The organism is Mycobacterium sp. 852002-40037_SCH5390672 (assembly GCF_001665875.1).
GTDB lineage: Bacteria > Actinomycetota > Actinomycetes > Mycobacteriales > Mycobacteriaceae > Mycobacterium.
Map to the genome: position 1 here is coordinate 24,514 of NZ_LZTA01000058.1, position 15,639 is coordinate 40,152.

Annotated in this window: 15 protein-coding genes and 1 tRNA gene; 10 read left to right on the forward strand and 6 right to left on the reverse strand. The window is 67.1% G+C overall.

Annotation, left to right across the window (positions count from 1 at the left end; genetic code table 11):
- Positions 1–31: 31 nt before the first annotated feature.
- The 3 genes from A5782_RS09300 to A5782_RS09305 all read left to right on the forward strand — a co-directional run bounded on the left by A5782_RS09300 (position 32) and on the right by A5782_RS09305 (position 2,841).
- Entirely contained in the window at positions 32–2,143 is a 2,112-nt protein-coding gene (locus A5782_RS09300) for an ATP-dependent DNA helicase UvrD2 (RefSeq protein WP_197694172.1), read from the forward strand.
- Between the two features lie 113 nt (positions 2,144–2,256).
- On the forward strand, positions 2,257–2,424 hold the full coding sequence (locus A5782_RS26455) for a hypothetical protein (RefSeq protein ID WP_197694175.1): 168 nt from the start codon (positions 2,257–2,259) through the stop codon (positions 2,422–2,424).
- Positions 2,425–2,568: 144 nt separating this feature from the next.
- The gene (locus A5782_RS09305; RefSeq protein WP_067098365.1) at positions 2,569–2,841 is read left to right on the forward strand and encodes a WhiB family transcriptional regulator; all 273 of its coding nucleotides are present in this window, start codon (positions 2,569–2,571) and stop codon (positions 2,839–2,841) included.
- A 10-nt stretch (positions 2,842–2,851) separates the two neighbouring features.
- Here the strand turns inward: A5782_RS09305 and A5782_RS09310 are convergent, their stop codons facing one another.
- From A5782_RS09310 to A5782_RS09320, 3 genes are all read right to left on the reverse strand, one after another.
- Entirely contained in the window at positions 2,852–4,195 is a 1,344-nt protein-coding gene (locus A5782_RS09310) for an AarF/ABC1/UbiB kinase family protein (protein ID WP_067098401.1), read from the reverse strand.
- Between the two features lie 138 nt (positions 4,196–4,333).
- Positions 4,334–5,191 carry a cyclodehydratase gene (locus A5782_RS09315; RefSeq protein WP_156623864.1) on the reverse strand — a complete coding sequence of 286 codons (858 nt, stop codon included), beginning with the start codon at positions 5,189–5,191 and terminating at the stop codon, positions 4,334–4,336.
- Between the two features lie 36 nt (positions 5,192–5,227).
- Entirely contained in the window at positions 5,228–6,622 is a 1,395-nt protein-coding gene (locus A5782_RS09320; protein ID WP_197694174.1) for a zinc-dependent metalloprotease, read from the reverse strand.
- Positions 6,623–6,726: 104 nt separating this feature from the next.
- On the opposite strand from A5782_RS09320, the gene A5782_RS09325 reads away from it, so the two are divergent.
- Both A5782_RS09325 and A5782_RS09330 read left to right on the forward strand, forming a co-directional pair.
- Entirely contained in the window at positions 6,727–7,749 is a 1,023-nt protein-coding gene (locus tag A5782_RS09325; protein WP_067098371.1) for a PDZ domain-containing protein, read from the forward strand.
- A gap of 74 nt (positions 7,750–7,823) precedes the next feature.
- Positions 7,824–10,805 carry a UPF0182 family protein gene (locus tag A5782_RS09330; RefSeq protein ID WP_067098375.1) on the forward strand — a complete coding sequence of 994 codons (2,982 nt, stop codon included), beginning with the start codon at positions 7,824–7,826 and terminating at the stop codon, positions 10,803–10,805.
- A 3-nt stretch (positions 10,806–10,808) separates the two neighbouring features.
- Here A5782_RS09330 and A5782_RS09335 read toward each other — a convergent pair whose 3' ends face one another.
- The gene (locus tag A5782_RS09335; protein ID WP_197694173.1) at positions 10,809–11,789 is read right to left on the reverse strand and encodes a GlxA family transcriptional regulator; all 981 of its coding nucleotides are present in this window, start codon (positions 11,787–11,789) and stop codon (positions 10,809–10,811) included.
- A 99-nt stretch (positions 11,790–11,888) separates the two neighbouring features.
- Between A5782_RS09335 and A5782_RS09340 the strand changes: the two genes are divergently transcribed.
- The 4 genes from A5782_RS09340 to A5782_RS09355 all read left to right on the forward strand — a co-directional run bounded on the left by A5782_RS09340 (position 11,889) and on the right by A5782_RS09355 (position 13,995).
- Positions 11,889–12,539: an HD domain-containing protein gene (locus tag A5782_RS09340; RefSeq protein WP_067098380.1), complete on the forward strand. Its 651-nt coding sequence runs from the start codon at positions 11,889–11,891 to the stop codon at positions 12,537–12,539.
- A gap of 15 nt (positions 12,540–12,554) precedes the next feature.
- A complete protein-coding gene (locus tag A5782_RS09345; RefSeq protein ID WP_067098384.1) occupies positions 12,555–13,259 on the forward strand; it encodes a nitroreductase family protein in 705 nt (234 codons plus the stop codon).
- 49 nt (positions 13,260–13,308) lie between these two features.
- Positions 13,309–13,845 carry a cupin domain-containing protein gene (locus tag A5782_RS09350; protein WP_067098387.1) on the forward strand — a complete coding sequence of 179 codons (537 nt, stop codon included), beginning with the start codon at positions 13,309–13,311 and terminating at the stop codon, positions 13,843–13,845.
- A gap of 73 nt (positions 13,846–13,918) precedes the next feature.
- Positions 13,919–13,995, forward strand: a tRNA-Met gene (locus tag A5782_RS09355).
- 44 nt (positions 13,996–14,039) lie between these two features.
- On the opposite strand, the gene A5782_RS09360 is transcribed toward A5782_RS09355, so the two are convergent.
- Both A5782_RS09360 and A5782_RS09365 read right to left on the reverse strand, forming a co-directional pair.
- Entirely contained in the window at positions 14,040–14,528 is a 489-nt protein-coding gene (locus A5782_RS09360) for a glutathione peroxidase (protein WP_067098390.1), read from the reverse strand.
- A 20-nt stretch (positions 14,529–14,548) separates the two neighbouring features.
- Entirely contained in the window at positions 14,549–15,085 is a 537-nt protein-coding gene (locus A5782_RS09365; protein WP_067098393.1) for a hypothetical protein, read from the reverse strand.
- Positions 15,086–15,376: 291 nt separating this feature from the next.
- Between A5782_RS09365 and A5782_RS09370 the strand changes: the two genes are divergently transcribed.
- A partial coding sequence (locus A5782_RS09370) for an MlaD family protein (RefSeq protein WP_156623866.1) occupies positions 15,377–15,639 on the forward strand: 263 nt, incomplete at its 3' end.

Below are 15,639 nucleotides of genomic sequence, written 5' to 3' on the forward strand. Positions count from 1 at the left end.
TTTGTCGGCGACCGCTGCCAAGATGGACGCCATGCCGACGGTCGCCGATCCATTGACAGCCGGGCTGGACGACGAGCAGCGCGAAGCCGTGCTGGCTCCCCGCGGCCCGGTCTGCGTGCTCGCCGGCGCAGGAACGGGAAAGACCCGCACCATCACGCACCGGATCGCCCAGCTCATCGCCAGCGGTCACGTCGCGGCCGGGCAGGTGCTGGCCGTCACCTTCACCCAGCGGGCGGCGGGGGAGATGCGTTCGAGGCTACGGATGATCGACGCCGCGGCGGGCCCGGACACCGCCGTCGGCGCGGTTTCGGCAATGACGTTCCACGCGGCCGCCCACCGGCAGCTGCGGTATTTCTGGCCGCGGGTGGTCGGCGACACCGGCTGGCAGCTGCTGGACAGCAAATTCGCCGTGGTGGCCCGGGCGGCCGGCCGCGTCCGGATCAACGCCCGCAGCGACGACGTGCGCGACCTGGCCGGCGAGATCGAGTGGGCCAAGGCGTCGCTGATCGGGCCGGAGGAATACCCGGCAGCGGTGGCCGCGGCCGCCCGCGACATCCCGCTGGACGCGGCCCGGGTCGCCGACGTCTACGCCGCCTACGAGGCGCTCAAGGCCCGTGGCGACAACATCACCCTGCTCGATTTCGATGACCTGCTGCTGCACACCGCGGCCGCGATCGAAAACGATCCCGCCGTGGCCGAAGAGTTTCGGGACCGGTACCGCTGCTTTGTCGTCGACGAATATCAGGACGTCACGCCGTTGCAGCAGCGGGTGCTGTCGGCGTGGCTGGGCGATCGTGACGACCTGACCGTGGTGGGCGACGCCAACCAGACCATCTACTCGTTCACCGGGGCCTCGCCGCGGTTCCTGCTCGACTTCTCCCGCCAGTTCCCCGACGCCACCGTGGTGCGCCTGGAGCGCGACTACCGCTCCACCCCGCAGGTGGTGTCGTTGGCCAACCAGGTGATCGCCGCGGCGCGCGGCCGGGTCGCGGGCAGCAAGCTGCACCTGGTGGGCCAGCGCGCGCCGGGCCCGGCGCCGTCGTTTCACGAGCATCCCGACGAACCGGCGGAGGCCGCCGCGGTCGCGGCGTCGATCAAGCGGCTCATCGAATCCGGCACACCGCCCTCGGAGATCGCGGTGCTGTACCGGGTCAACGCGCAATCGGAGATTTACGAGGAGGCGTTGACCGAGGCCGGCATCGCCTATCAGGTTCGCGGCGGCGAGGGGTTCTTCAACCGCCAGGAGATCAAGCAGGCCCTGCTGGCCCTGCAGCGGGCCGCCGAGCGCGGGGGCGGCGAGCCCCTGGAGGAGCCACTGCCCGCCGTGGTGCGCGCGGTGCTGGAACCGCTGGGGCTGACGGCCGAGGAGCCGGTCGGCACCCGGGCCCGGGAGCGCTGGGAAGCGCTGACCGCTTTGGCCGAGCTGGTGGATGACGAAGTCGCGCAGCGTCCGCAGCTGGACTTCCCCGGGCTGCTGGCCGAACTTCGGATGCGCGCCGACGCCCGGCACGCACCGGTGGTGCAAGGCGTCGCCTTGGCGTCGCTGCACGCCGCCAAGGGACTCGAGTGGGACGCGGTGTTCCTGGTCGGCTTGGCTGACGGCACGGTCCCCATCTCGCACGCGTTGGCGCACGGCGCCGAAAGCGAAGCGGTCGAGGAGGAGCGCCGGCTGCTCTACGTCGGAATCACTAGGGCCCGAATGCATTTGGCGCTCAGCTGGGCCCTTGCCCGCAGCCCGGGCGGACGGCAGGGCCGCAAGCCGTCGCGGTTCCTCAACGGCATCGCACCCCAGGCGCGGGCCGACGCGGCGCCGGCGAAGTCTCGGCGCAATCGGGGCACCGCGACCCGCTGCCGGATCTGCAACAACAACCTGACCACCCCGGCGGCGGTCATGCTGCGGCGCTGCGAGACCTGCGCCGCCGACATCGACGAGGACCTGTTGCTGCGGCTCAAGGCTTGGCGGCTGGACATCGCCAAGGAGCAGAAGGTGCCCGCCTACGTGGTCTTCACCGACAACACGCTGATCGCCATCGCCGAGCTGCGGCCCGACGACGAGGAGGCGCTGATCGCGATTCCCGGCATCGGCGCGCGCAAGCTGGAACAGTACGGCCCCGACGTGCTGGAGCTGGTGCGCGGGCGCTGAAGCGTAAACCCGCAGGTCAGGAAAATCGGTTGTGGTCGCCGGCGATGACCGTTTACCCTCGAAACCGCAACTCGGCACTACGAGAGTCGGCAGGGAAAAGGAGGGTGGCCACGATGATCAACGACGCATTCGGTGTAGGCGTGGCCCACGCGACCCGTCCTGTCATGGCCGCGGGCACCTTCCATGCCGCACACGCCGCCACGGCGGCCGCGCGTAAGCATCGCGCCGCCGCCGCGACCGACGCGTCCGTAGAAGTCGGGGGCCCACCGAAGGCACGTTAAGCACTAGCCCGGTTTTCTCCCCAGATGGCCACGGACCCGAAGTCACCAGGATCCGTGGCCATAGTTGTGGGGTCGAGAGCTTTTTGACCTGGTCCGGATCACTGCCAAGGACAGCAACCCAGATCAGGAAGTAGGTGGTAGGACATGTCGGCACCGACAGTCCCCAGACAAGCCCTGCCGTGTCACGTCAACGATCCCGACCTGTGGTTCGCCGACACCCCGGCCGAACTCGAGCGGGCCAAGACGCTGTGCACCGGCTGCCCGGTCCGGCGCCAGTGCCTGGCCGCCGCGTTGGAACGGGCCGAACCCTGGGGTGTGTGGGGCGGCGAGATCATCGACCGCGGCTCGGTGCTGAGCTTCAAACGGCCCCGCGGACGTCCCCGCAAAGACGGCCGGCAAGACGGAGCCGCCGCCTAGCCCGCAGGGACTAGATGACCGCGTTGTCGGGTTCGGCGAAGCCGGGGACCAATTCTTCGGACAGCGCCTTGATCGGCACGTGGGCATCCAGCTGGCACAGGATCGCGGCCACCGACATGATCACCCGCATCGGGATGACCAGTTTGGGCGGCAGGTCCATCTGCCGCGCCGTCCGGATCTGCGACACCGACCGATCGATCTCGATGGCGGACATCTTCTGCAGCCACTTGCGGGTGTAGTGGAATACCTCGACTTCGACCGGTTCGACGTACTGGCGCAGCATGTCGTCGATGTCGCGCACCGACACCTGCTGGCCCTTCTGGATGAAGCCGGCCTTCTCCATCGTCGGCAACAGCAGGTCGTAGTTCTTGTCGCGGGCCAGCCGGATGGTCATACCGAGCTCGATCGGCAAGCCGTCGGGCAGCGCGGCTACCGCGCCGAAGTCGATCACACCCATTCGGCCGTCGGGAAGCAGCATGAAGTTGCCCGGGTGGGCGTCGCCGTGCAGCATTCCCAGCCGGCGCGGCGCATCGAAGGTGAGCTCGAGCAGCCGTGTTCCCATCAAGTCGCGCTGCTCGACGGTGCCGTGGCGGATGATCTCGGCCATCGGGGTGCCCTGCATCCACTCCTGGATCACAACTTTCGGCGCGCTGGCCACGATTCGCGGCACCGCGAAGTGCGGGTCGTCCTGGTACGCCTTGGCGAAGGCACGCTGGTTCTCGGCCTCGAGCCGGTAGTCCAGCTCCATCTCGGTGCGCTCGATCAACTCGTCGACCACGCCCTCGACGTCGGCGCCCGGCGCGAGCTGCTTGAATACCCCGACCAGACGCTGCATCGTTTTCAGGTCGGCCCGCAGCGCTTCGTCGGCGCCGGGGTATTGGATCTTGACCGCCACCTCGCGACCGTCGGACCACACGCCCTTGTGGACCTGACCGATGCTGGCCGAGGCCACCGGGGTGTCGTCGAACGAACTGAACCGTTCGCGCCACTTGGTGCCCAGCTGGGCATCGAGCACCCGGTGCACCTTGGCGGCGGGCAGCGGAGGGGCGTCCTTTTGCAGCTTGGTCAACGCTTCGCGGTACGGCTCGCCGAACTCCTCGGGGATGGCGGCCTCGAGCACCGAGAGGGCCTGGCCCACCTTCATCGCGCCGCCCTTGAGCTCGCCCAGGACGGTGAACAATTGGTGGGCGGCCTTCTCCAGGAGCTCGGCCTGGACCTCGTCCCTGGACTTGCCGGTCAGCCGTTTACCGAATCCGATCGCTGCCCGGCCGGCGAATCCGACCGGAATACTCGCCAGCTTCGCGTTACGCGCAGCACGGCCGCGTTTGATGTCTGCCACGTATCCATCATCCATGATGGTCAGCGCGATGTGGAGAGAAGCCGACAACGGTCGTTGTCGGCTTTCGTAAGCGCAGGTCAGTCCGCTGATCGCGCGGTCGTCGGGTGGCCACACCGTAAGGGCCACAAGGGAAGTGCGCCGCGGATGCGCGGTTCAGCAGGAGCATAACGGGTGTTTGGTCCACTGCCGCGTGACGATCGCGCCCGAGTGCAGATCGAATTCGAGGGTCGCGTTCAGCGTCTGGGGCGGTCCGGGGCCGGCTGCCGCCTCCTGCCCGTGCACGGCCGCGATCACCCGGTTCACCTGGCTGAGCGCCAGGGCCGCCGTCGCCAGCACGGTGGCCCGATCGGCGATCCCGACGGTTTCGCGAAGCTGCGCGCAGATCGCCGGCCACGCCGCGTCGCGGTCCCGGCGGTGCAGGTCCGCGCAGCCCAGGCAGCTGGTCACGCCGGGAATCACCAGGGGACCCACCAGCCCGGTGCCGTCGCGTACCCGCACCAAGAGATGTGCGACGCCCTGGTCGTGCAGATCGCGCACCATGCGCGGGTCGGCGACCAGGAAGTCCGACAACACCACCAGGTCAACGTCGTTGGCCGACACCGCGGCGTGCGGTTGGCTGCTGTGCGCGATCCGGGCACCCGAGCAGCGCAACGTTTCCACCAGCAGCTCCGAGAGGGGCCCCCGGCCGTGGATCCGCACCGAGGCCGCCCGCCCGCGCGACCGTCCGCATTCGGTGGCCACTCCCGCACCGACCAATTGGGCGACCAGGTTTCGCAGACCGTCGGCGTCCGTCAAGCCGCGATCGAGCGCGCGGCGCTGCAACTCCGAGAGCGGGGTCGGTGACCACATCGATCGCAACAGGGTGGCCAGCTCGGCGGCTGCCAGGCCGCCCGGCGGACGGACCAGCACCGCGCGGCGCGGGTCCCAGCCCACCTGGACCGCGCCGTCGGGCCGCAGCAGGACCGGCAGCGCCGGATCCAGCGCATAGGTGGAAAGCACGGCCGGCGACACCGCGCAACTGTGTCACGGCGAAGGCGATGGCCCCGGTCAGTTATCCACAGAACCGCTGTCGGAAGGCGGACCGTCCGGACCCTGGCCCTCTCGCTCGAGTTTGGCGATGGCCTCGTCGATACCGCTGGTGTCGCCGCCGATGACCCGGTCGATGAAGCCCGCCGGCTCGTCGAGATCCTCCGCATTGGGCAGCAGGTCGGGGTGTTGCCAGATGCCGTCGCGTGCGTCGACCCCGGCGGCCTCCGTCAGGCGCTGCCAGAACGCCGCGGCCTCACGCATCTTGCGGGGTCGCAACTCCAGCCCGACCAGCGTCGCGAAGGTCTGCTCGGCCGGGCCGCTGCTGGCGCGACGGCGCCGCATCGTCTCGCCCAGCGCGGCCGCGCCGGGAATCCGGTCGCCCAGCGCGCCGGCCACCACCACCTGCACCCAGCCCTCGATCAGGGCGAGCAGCGTTTCCAGGCGTTCCAGTGCCTGCGTCTGCGCCGGCGTCGCCTTGGGCTCGAAAACGCCTTGCCCGAGCAGATTTTCGATGGCCGCCGGATCCGACAGGGACGCCGGATTGAAGTCGCGCGCCAGTTCCTCGATTCCGGACATGTCGATCTGCATGCCCATCGCGTACGCCTCGACGGCACCGAGCAGTTGGCTGTTCAGCCACGGCACGTGACTGAACAGCCGGTGGTGGGCGGCCTCACGCGCGGCCAGGAACGTCAGCACCTCGCTGCGCGGTCGCTCCAGTCCGGTGGCGAACGATTCGACGGCCTCAGGCATCACCGCCGCAATCCCTTTGGGCCCCAACGGCAAACCGATGTCGGTGGATGTCAGCACTTCGCGGGACAGTCGGCCCAGCGCCTGTCCGAGCTGCGAGCCGAACGCCATACCGCCCATCTGCGACATCATCTGCAGCAGCGGCCCGGCCATGCTTTTGGCTTCCTCGGGTAGCGAGGCCGCCCACACCGTCGAAATCTGTTGGGCCATCGGGTCACACAGCCGCTTCCACGTCTCGAGTGTGTTGTCGACCCAGTCGCCGGGAGTCCAGCCCGCCGCCTTGATGGTGCCCGCGGGCAACGCCGTGGCCCCGTCCAGCCAGGTTTCGGCCAGATGCACCGCGTCGGCGATCGCCGAGTTGGTGGTGTCCGGAACCGGCGCCACGAAGCCGATCGAATTCGTCGCGACGCGGCGCGCCAATTCGTAATTGACCGGTCCCGAGGCTGTTCCGCCGGGTGCGACAGTTCCCGCGCTGCTGAACATCTGACCGAGTTGGGTGAAGATCTGACCCAAATCGCCCATGCCGAATTCACCGCTCATGCCGAACGCGGCGAACGGGTCGGATGGGTTCGAACCCGAATCGGGATCTTTTTTCCCGCGTTTGTCGGGGTCGTCTTCCGGGGAGAAGCCGAAAGGCAGGTCAGCCATACCCTCAACGGTACTCACCACGGGGTCAGACAACGCGACCTCGGGTCAGCTTGTAGCTGAACCCGCCTCAACCGGACGTCGTAGCTGAACGGGTGCCGCGGCCGCCGTCTAGTCTGATCGGCGTGAACAGGCGCATCCTGACCTTGATGGTCGCGCTGGTGCCGATCCTGGTGTTCGGCGTGTTGCTGGCGGTGGTGACGGTGCCGTTCGTGTCGTTGGGGCCCGGCCCCACCTTCGACACGCTCGGCGAGGTCGACGGCAAGCAGGTGGTGGCGATCGAAGGCACCCAGACGCATCCGACGACCGGCCACCTCAACATGACGACGGTGTCCCAGCGCGACGATTTGACGCTGGGCGAGGCGCTGACGCTGTGGCTTTCCGACCAGGAACAGCTGGTACCGCGCGATCTCATCTATCCGCCCGGTAAGTCGCGGGAGGACGTCGACAAGGCCAACAACGCCGACTTCAAGCAGTCCGAAGACAGCGCCGCCTACGCGGCGTTGGGTTACCTCAAGTACCCCTCGGCGGTCACGGTGGCCAAAGTCCCGGAGCCGGGCCCCTCGGCGGGCAAGCTCAAGACCGGTGACGCCATCGACGCGGTCAACGGCGTCCCGGTGGCCACCGTCGACGAGTTCACCGGATTGCTGAAGAACACCAAGCCCGGCCAGGTGGTGACGATCGACTACCGCCGCAAGAACGAGCCGGCCGGTGTGGCGCAGATCACCCTGGGCGCCAACAAAGACCGTGACTACGGCTTCCTGGGCGTCGCGGTGCTCGACGCGCCGTGGGCGCCGTTCACCGTGGACTTCAATCTCGCCAATGTGGGCGGTCCGTCGGCCGGACTGATGTTCAGCCTCGCGGTGGTCGACAAATTGACCACCGGCGACCTGGCCAAGGCGAATTTCATCGCGGGCACCGGAACCATTTCCGCCGACGGCAAGGTCGGCCAGATCGGCGGCATCACCCACAAGATGGTCGCCGCGCATGCCGCCGGGGCCACGGTGTTTCTGGTGCCGGCGAAGAACTGTTACGAGGCCAGCTCGGACAATCCGTCCGGCCTGCGGTTAGTCAAGGTCGAGACGCTCGGCCAGGCAGTTGACGCGCTGCACGCGATCGGGTCGGGTGGGCAGCCGCCAAGCTGCTAGCGAAGCCTGGTGGTCACGGGTTGTGCCATGCGTAGAGTTGTCACCGTCTAGCAATCGATCAGGGAGCGTAGCCAGTGGGGATGCGGCCCACCGCAAGGATGCCGAAGCTGACTCGGCGCAGTCGGATTCTGATCCTGATCGCACTGGGTGTGATCGCTTTGCTGCTCGCGGGTCCGCGGCTGATCGACGCCTACGTCGACTGGCTGTGGTTCGGCGAGCTCGGCTATCGCTCGGTGTTTTCCACCGTGCTGGTCACCCGGTTCGTGGTCTTTTTGATCGCCGGTCTGCTGGTCGGCGGCATCGTGTTCGCCGGGCTCGCGGTGGCCTACCGCACCCGCCCGGTGTTCGTGCCGAGCAACGACAACGATCCGGTGGCGCGCTACCGCGCCCTGGTGCTGTCCCGGTTGCGGCTGATGAGCGCCGGAATTCCGGTGGCGGTGGGTCTACTGGCCGGCATCGTCGCGCAAAGCTATTGGGTGCGAATCCAATTGTTCTTGCACGGCGGCGACTTCGGCATCAAGGACCCGCAGTTCGGCAAGGACCTCGGCTTCTACGCGTTCGAGCTGCCGTTCTACCGGCTGCTGCTCAGCTATCTGTTCGTCGCGGCCTTCCTGGCCTTCGCGGCCAACCTGTTGGCCCACTACGTGTTTGGCGGCATCCGGCTGTCCGGCCGCACGGGCGCGGTGAGCCGGTCGGCGCGGATCCAGCTGGTCACCGTGGTCGGGATTCTGGTGCTGCTCAAGGCCATCGCGTACTGGTTGGATCGCTACGAGTTGTTGTCGCACACCCGCGGCGGCAAGCCCTTTACCGGCGCCGGGTACACCGACATCAACGCGGTGCTGCCGGCGAAGCTGATCCTGATGGCCATCGCGCTCATCTGCGCGGCCGCGGTGTTCTCCGCGGTCGTGCTCAGGGATTTGAGGATTCCGGCGATCGGCTTGGTCCTGTTGCTGCTGTCGTCGTTGATCGTGGGCGCCGGATGGCCGCTGATCGTCGAGCAGATCAGCGTCAAACCCAATGCCGCGCAAAAGGAAAGCGAATACATCAGCCGCAGCATCGCCGCGACGCGGCAAGCCTACGGCCTGACCTCGGACCAGGTCACCTATCGCAATTACACCGGCGACACGCAGGCCACCGCCCAGCAGGTCGCCGACGACCGCGCGACCACCTCGAACATCCGGCTGCTCGACCCGACGATCGTCAGCCCGGCGTTCACCCAGTTCCAGCAGGGCAAGAACTTCTACTACTTCCCCGACCAGCTCTCCATCGACCGGTACCAAGACCGCAACGGGGCGTTGCGTGATTACGTCGTGGCGGCCCGTGAACTCAACCCCGACCGGCTGATCGACAACCAGCGCGACTGGATCAACCGGCACACCGTCTACACCCACGGCAACGGATTCATCGCGTCGCCGGCCAACACGGTGCGTGGAATCGCGAACGACCCCAACCAAAACGGCGGCTATCCCGAATTCCTGGCCAACGTCGTCGGCGCCAACGGCGGCGTGGTGTCTGACGGTCCGGCGCAGCTCGACCAGCCGCGCGTCTACTACGGGCCGGTCATCTCCAACACCTCGGCCGACTACGCGATCGTCGGGCGCAACGGCACCGACCGTGAATACGACTACGAGACCAGCAACGAAACCAAGAACTACACCTACGCCGGACTCGGCGGCGTGCCCCTGGGCGACTGGCTGTCGCGCAGCGTGTTCGCCGCCAAGTTCGCCGAGCGAAACTTCTTGTTCTCCAACGTGATCGGCTCGAACAGCAAGATCCTGTTCAACCGTGACCCGGCGCGACGGGTGGAGGCGGTGGCGCCCTGGTTGACCACCGACAGCTCGGTGTACCCGGCGATCGTCAACAAGCGATTGGTGTGGATCATCGACGGTTACACCACGCTGGACAACTATCCCTATTCCGAACTCACCTCATTGGAGTCGGCGACCGCGGACTCCAACGAGGTGGCGTTCAACAAGCTGGCACCCGACAAGCGGGTCTCCTACATCCGCAACTCGGTGAAGGCGACCGTGGATGCCTACGACGGCACCGTCTCGCTGTACCAGCAAGACGAACAGGACCCGGTGCTCAAGGCCTGGATGCAGGTCTTTCCGGGCACCGTCAAACCCAAGAGCGACATCACCCCCGAGCTGGCCGAGCACCTGCGCTATCCCGAGGACCTGTTCAAGGTGCAGCGGATGCTGCTGGCGAAGTATCACGTCAACGATCCGGTGACGTTCTTTTCCACGTCGGATTTCTGGGACGTGCCGCTGGATCCGAACCCGACGGCCAGCAGCTACCAGCCGCCGTACTACATCGTCGCGAAAAACATTGCGAAGAACGACAATACGGCGTCGTATCAGTTGACCAGCGCGATGAACCGGTTCAAGCGCGACTATCTGGCCGCCTACATCAGCGCCAGCTCCGACCCGGCGACGTACGGCAGGATCACCGTGCTGACCATCCCGGGTCAGGTCAACGGGCCGAAGCTGGCCAACAATGCGATCACCACCGATCCGGCGGTGTCCCAGGACCTCGGTGTGATCGGGCGCGACAACCAGAACAGGATCCGGTGGGGCAACTTGCTCACCTTGCCGGTGGGCCAGGGCGGACTGCTCTACGTCGAACCCGTGTATGCCTCCCCGGGGGCCAGCGACGCGGCATCTTCCTACCCGCGCCTGATCCGGGTGGCGATGATGTACAACGACAAGATCGGCTACGGCCCCACCGTGCGTGACGCCCTGACCGGGCTGTTCGGTCCGGGCGCCGGTGCGGCGGCCACCGGCATTCAGCCGACTGAATCCGGCACACCCGTCGCGAGTCCGCCGGCCAGCGCGCCGGCACCGGCCGTGACGCCGGGATCGTCGCCGCCGGTGGCAGCACCGCCGGTTCCCGACGGGTCTGTGACGCTGTCGCCGGCAAAATCGGCTGCCCTGCAAGAGATTCAGGTGGCGATCGGCGCGGCGAAAGACGCGCAGAAGAAGGGCGATTTCGCCGGCTACGGTGCGGCGCTGCAGCGCCTGGACGACGCGATCACCAAGTACAACAACACCAAATAGCTTTCAGGCGTAGGCCGTTCGGAACCTGTCCCGATAGGCTTTCGGGCTGATGCCCAGGTGATTGACGAATACCCGCCGCAGCGTTTCGATGCTGCCGAAGCCGGCGATGCCGGCGGTCTCGGTGACCGACCGGCCGGATTCCAATGCGTTACGGGCGAAATCGATCCGAACCAGTTCGACGTAGCGCGCCGGGCTCATGCCGAGCTCGGACTGAAAGAGCCGGGTCAACTGACGGGTGCTCAGGGACGCCAGCGCCGCAAGCTTTTTCACGCTGTAGTCCGCACCCGGGTCGGCCGCGATCGCATCGGTGACGGGCCGCAGCGGCGACTGCGGCGGGGGATCGGCCTCGAGCAGCACCGAGAATTGCGATTGGCCGCCCGCGCGTTTGAGGTAGACGACCAGCCACCGGGCGACGTCGCGGACCAGTTTTGTCCCGTAATCCATTTCGACCAACGCCAACGCCAGGTCGATGCCCGACGAAATCCCGGCCGAGGTGAAGACGTCACCGTCGCGCACAAAGATCGCGTCCGGCTCGACGGTCACATCCGGGAATGCCCGGGCCAACAACCTGGTGTCGTGCCAGTGCGTGGTGGCGCGCCGCCCGCGCAGCACCCCGGCCTGCGCGAGGACGAACGACCCCGTGCAGATGGACGCCAGACGCCGGGTCCGTCCCGACACCGATCGGATGGCCTCGACCAGGGCGGGGTCAATGGGGCGGGCGGGCAGCTGATCGCTGCCGGCGACCATCACGGTATCGGCGGTGTCGATCGCCGAAATGCTGTCGGTGACGCCCAGTCGGGCCCCGAGGGAGCTGGTTACGTCGCACCCGTCCACCGACGCGATTTTGAGCTGGTAGTCGGCACCGAACCGGTTGGCCTCGACGAAGACTTCACCCGCCCCGGCGACGTCTAACAGCGTCACCCCGTCGAAGACGACGATTACCACCACCCGCGAACGCGCTCCGGCTGCAGCCACGCAAGCCATTGTGTCGCTTTCTGAGGACTTGACGGCTCAAACGGCCGGGTCGGCTGGCCCGCGCCGGCGCACACTGATGACCACGGTCAATCCGAAGGAGACGAGAACATGACCACCAGCTCGATCGACACCATCGCTGGCATCCACGTACCCGACACCGCGCTGGTGCGCGAGGTCACCGAGTTCATCCGCGACACCGAGGACGAGTTGCTCTTCAACCATTCCCGGCGGGTGTTCTTCTTCGGCGCGCTGCAGGGCGTGCGCCGCGGACTGCAGCCGAACGTGGAGCTGCTCTACGTCGCGGCGATGTTTCACGACCTCGGGCTGACCGAGCGCTACCGCGGCTCCTCCGTCCGCTTCGAGGTCGACGGCGCCAACGCTGCCCGGGACTTTGTGACGACCCGAGGCGTCGACGAAGCCGACGCCGACAAGGTGTGGCTGGGCATCGCATTGCACACCACGCCCGGCGTACCGGAGTTCATGGCTCCCGAAGTCGCCTTGTTGCAGGCCGGTGTTGAGGTCGACGTGGTCGGCGTCGAGCGCGAGCAGTTGGCCCCCGAGGCGCTGGCCGCGGTGACCGCCGCCCACCCGCGCCCGCAGTTCAAGCAGCGCATCCTGGCGGCGTTCAACGACGGCATGAAGCACCGGCCGCGGACCACCGACGGCACCATGAACGCCGATGTGCTGGCGCACTTCGATCCCGATTTCCAGCGCGTCGACTTCGTCGACAGCATCCTGCACAACAGCTGGCCCGAGTAGCAGAAGGTGCAGAAAATGGACATCCACGAAGCGCTCTACACCACCCGAATGATGCGGCGGTTGCGCCCGGACCCGATTCCGCTGGACACCCAGGCCCGCATCCTCGATGCGGCCGTTCGCGCCCCCAACGGTGCTAACACCCAGCGCTGGCACTTCCTGGCCGTTGACGATCCAAAACTCATCCGCGAGTTCGGCAAACTGTTCCGGCAGGCCCGCGCGCTGGAATACGAAAAGTTCGGCACGGGAACGGGACCGATGGTAGCGCCGGCGCCCGGTGCGGATGCGGCCGCTCACGCCGAAACGATGCGCCGAATCAAGGGCTCGGGGGATTACCTGGCTGACCATTTCGACGAGGTTCCTTTGTTGCTGTTCGTCTTCGCCATCGACGACCTCGGCGGCGCCAACATCTACCCGGCGATCTGGAGTGTGTTGCTCGCCGCGCGTGCCGAGGGCGTCGGCGGCGTCATGACGATGGTGCTGCGCAATTTCGAGGACAAGGTGAACGAGCTACTGGGTGTCCCCGCCGAGCAGGGCTGGAAGATGTCGGCCATGCTTACCCTCGGCTATCCGCGGGGCAAGTGGGGTGTCGCGGCCAATCGCCGTCCCGTGCACGAGGTTTCATCCCGAAACGGCTGGGACAAGCCGTTCGGTGTCGAAGTGCCGCAGCCACTGTGGCCGCCTCGAGAAGACACCGAGGCCGGCCTGGCCGTGGCGGGCTGACAAGCTGCAGGCATTGCGGCGCAAGGGTATTCGGAGGAAGGTGAGTCACATGACCGAGCTGAACGACATCGGGGTCACCGTGGTGCAGCCGGGGGAGGGCGACGTCGTCGCTCTCCCGGGCTTCGGGGCGGTGTTCAAGCTGTCCGGCAAGACCAACGGCGGCGAGGTGTCCATCGTCGAGCACCCGTTCGCGGTCGGCCTGCTCACCGCGGCGCACCGGCACACCCGGGAGGACGAGCATTCGATCGTGCTGGCCGGCGAGATCGGCTTCCGTTCCGACGACAGCGAAGTGGTCCTAGGTCCCGGCGGCTACATCACCAAGCCGCGCGGGCAGATGCATGCGATGTGGAACGCGGGCAGCGAGCCGGGCCGCATCATCGAGGTCATCACCCCCGGCGGATTCGAAAACTATTTCCGCGAATTGGGCGAGCTGCTCGTCGAGCACGCCGACGACCCGGCGGGCACGCCGCTGCACGAGCTGCCCGAGTTCGGCGAGCTCGCCGACAAATACGGGCTGACCTACGGGTCACCTGAGTGGATGGACGACATCGCCCAGCGATATGGGCTGAACCCACCGTCGCACTGACGAGGGCGCTACGGGCCGCTGAGCGCGCGATTTGGTCGCCGTGACTCCGGTTCGGTAACCTGGCATTCACCAACGCGGGGTGGAGCAGCTCGGTAGCTCGCTGGGCTCATAACCCAGAGGTCGCAGGTTCGAATCCTGTCCCCGCTACCAGCGAAAATGGCCCTCAGGCATCAGTCTGAGGGCCATTTTCATGCTTACCGGGACAGTACGGCCTCGATGGCGCCGATGACCTCGGGGGCATCGGGCTCGGTGCGTGGCCGGAATCGGTGAACCACCTCACCGCCGGGAGCGAGGAGGAACTTCTCGAAGTTCCACTGGATATCTCCGGCCTGGCCATCCGCGCCGGCGGCCTTGGTCAACTGGGCGTACAGCGGGTGACGGTCGTCGCCGTTGACGTCGGTCTTAGCCAGCAGCGGGAACGTCACCCCATAGGTCGTCGAGCAGAACTCCTGGATCTCATCTGCCGTGCCCGGCTCCTGGCCCATGAACTGGTTGCAGGGGACGCCGACGACCGTCAGACCGCGGTCGGCATAGTCCTTGGCCAGCTTTTCCAGCGCCGTGTACTGCGGAGTCAGCCCGCATTTGGAGGCTACGTTGACGACCAGCGTTGCGCCGTCGGACAATTCGGCCAGCGTGGTCGGGCTGCCGTCGAGGGTGGTCAGGGCGATGTCTTTGAGGGTCACGCCGACGACGCTAACGCACTTCAGAGCCAGCCGGTGCGCGCGGCGGCAACGCGCTCGGCGGGCTCCGGAGCCAATTCGCCGTTGCGCACGCCGTCGAGCAACCGTTTCACCGCGGCGACGATCTCCGGGGCGGCCGCCGCGAGTCCAATCGTGTCGGCCTCGCTCACCTCATCGGCTTGGATGCCGGCGCGGGCCAGGATGGCGGCCGGGTCCGCCAGCTGCTCGGTCAACCAGGACAGCGGGTCGGCGGACAGCTCGGGGACGAAGTGCCGGCTACTGGGTTCCCATCCGTTGAAATGCGGGTGGTGATGGGCCCGGTCCAGCGTCCCGGGCGGGCTCTCGGTGGACCCGAACAAGTCGACCCGCCACACCGGGCGGGTGAACGCGATCGGCACGCCGGCGTAGATCGAGCCCTGGGGCTCGGCCCGGTCGACGAGGCGCAGTTCCAGTCTGACACCGCGCTCTGGGGTTTCCTGACCCTCGAGCGGGGACGGGTCGATGAAGTACATGTCCCCGACGACCACTCCCAGTGATTCGAAACCGAACGCTGCCAGCATCGCGCACCTTTCCTTTGTCCTTCTCGAGCGTAGCCCCGGCCCGTCGCACGCCCGTCGCCCTCCGACGGGCTTGCGGGTTTCGGTTCTCCAGCTGATCCGCCCGTCGATTTTGTGAACAGTGGTTCGCACAAGTTCGGCCGTCGCGGTACATTTCACTGGTCTTCGTTATTGCATGTGTGTACGAAGCCCCTGGCGAAGGCAGGGGGTGATCTGCCGCGGCGCCGGGAGGCTGCGGCACGGACGTGAGGGGCAGCGACGATCGTGTCGACACATTCAGGTTCCGGCTCGCCCCTGCAGATCAACTCGCAACGGACGCCGCCGTACAAGTGGATCGCCGTCGCGGTGCTACTCGTGTTCGCACTCATTCTGGCGTTGGTGTACGGGCAGTTTCGCGGTGCTTTCACCGAGAAGACGCAGCTGACGATGTTGGCGTCGCGGGCGGGTTTGGTGATGGATCCGGGTTCGAAGGTGACCTATAACGGGGTGGAGATCGGCCGGGTGGGGTCGATTTCGGAGACGGTGCGTGATGGGAAGCCGGCGGCGAAGTTCATGTT

Coding starts and splice junctions, on each gene's coding strand:
- A5782_RS09300 (WP_197694172.1), top strand. CDS start 32: ATGCCGACGGTCGCCGATCCATTGACAGCCGGGCTGGACGACGAGCAG.
- A5782_RS26455 (WP_197694175.1), top strand. CDS start 2,257: ATGATCAACGACGCATTCGGTGTAGGCGTGGCCCACGCGACCCGTCCT.
- A5782_RS09305 (WP_067098365.1), top strand. CDS start 2,569: ATGTCGGCACCGACAGTCCCCAGACAAGCCCTGCCGTGTCACGTCAAC.
- A5782_RS09310 (WP_067098401.1), bottom strand. CDS start 4,195: ATGGATGATGGATACGTGGCAGACATCAAACGCGGCCGTGCTGCGCGT.
- A5782_RS09335 (WP_197694173.1), bottom strand. CDS start 11,789: ATGGCTTGCGTGGCTGCAGCCGGAGCGCGTTCGCGGGTGGTGGTAATC.
- A5782_RS09340 (WP_067098380.1), top strand. CDS start 11,889: ATGACCACCAGCTCGATCGACACCATCGCTGGCATCCACGTACCCGAC.
- A5782_RS09345 (WP_067098384.1), top strand. CDS start 12,555: ATGGACATCCACGAAGCGCTCTACACCACCCGAATGATGCGGCGGTTG.
- A5782_RS09350 (WP_067098387.1), top strand. CDS start 13,309: ATGACCGAGCTGAACGACATCGGGGTCACCGTGGTGCAGCCGGGGGAG.
- A5782_RS09365 (WP_067098393.1), bottom strand. CDS start 15,085: ATGCTGGCAGCGTTCGGTTTCGAATCACTGGGAGTGGTCGTCGGGGAC.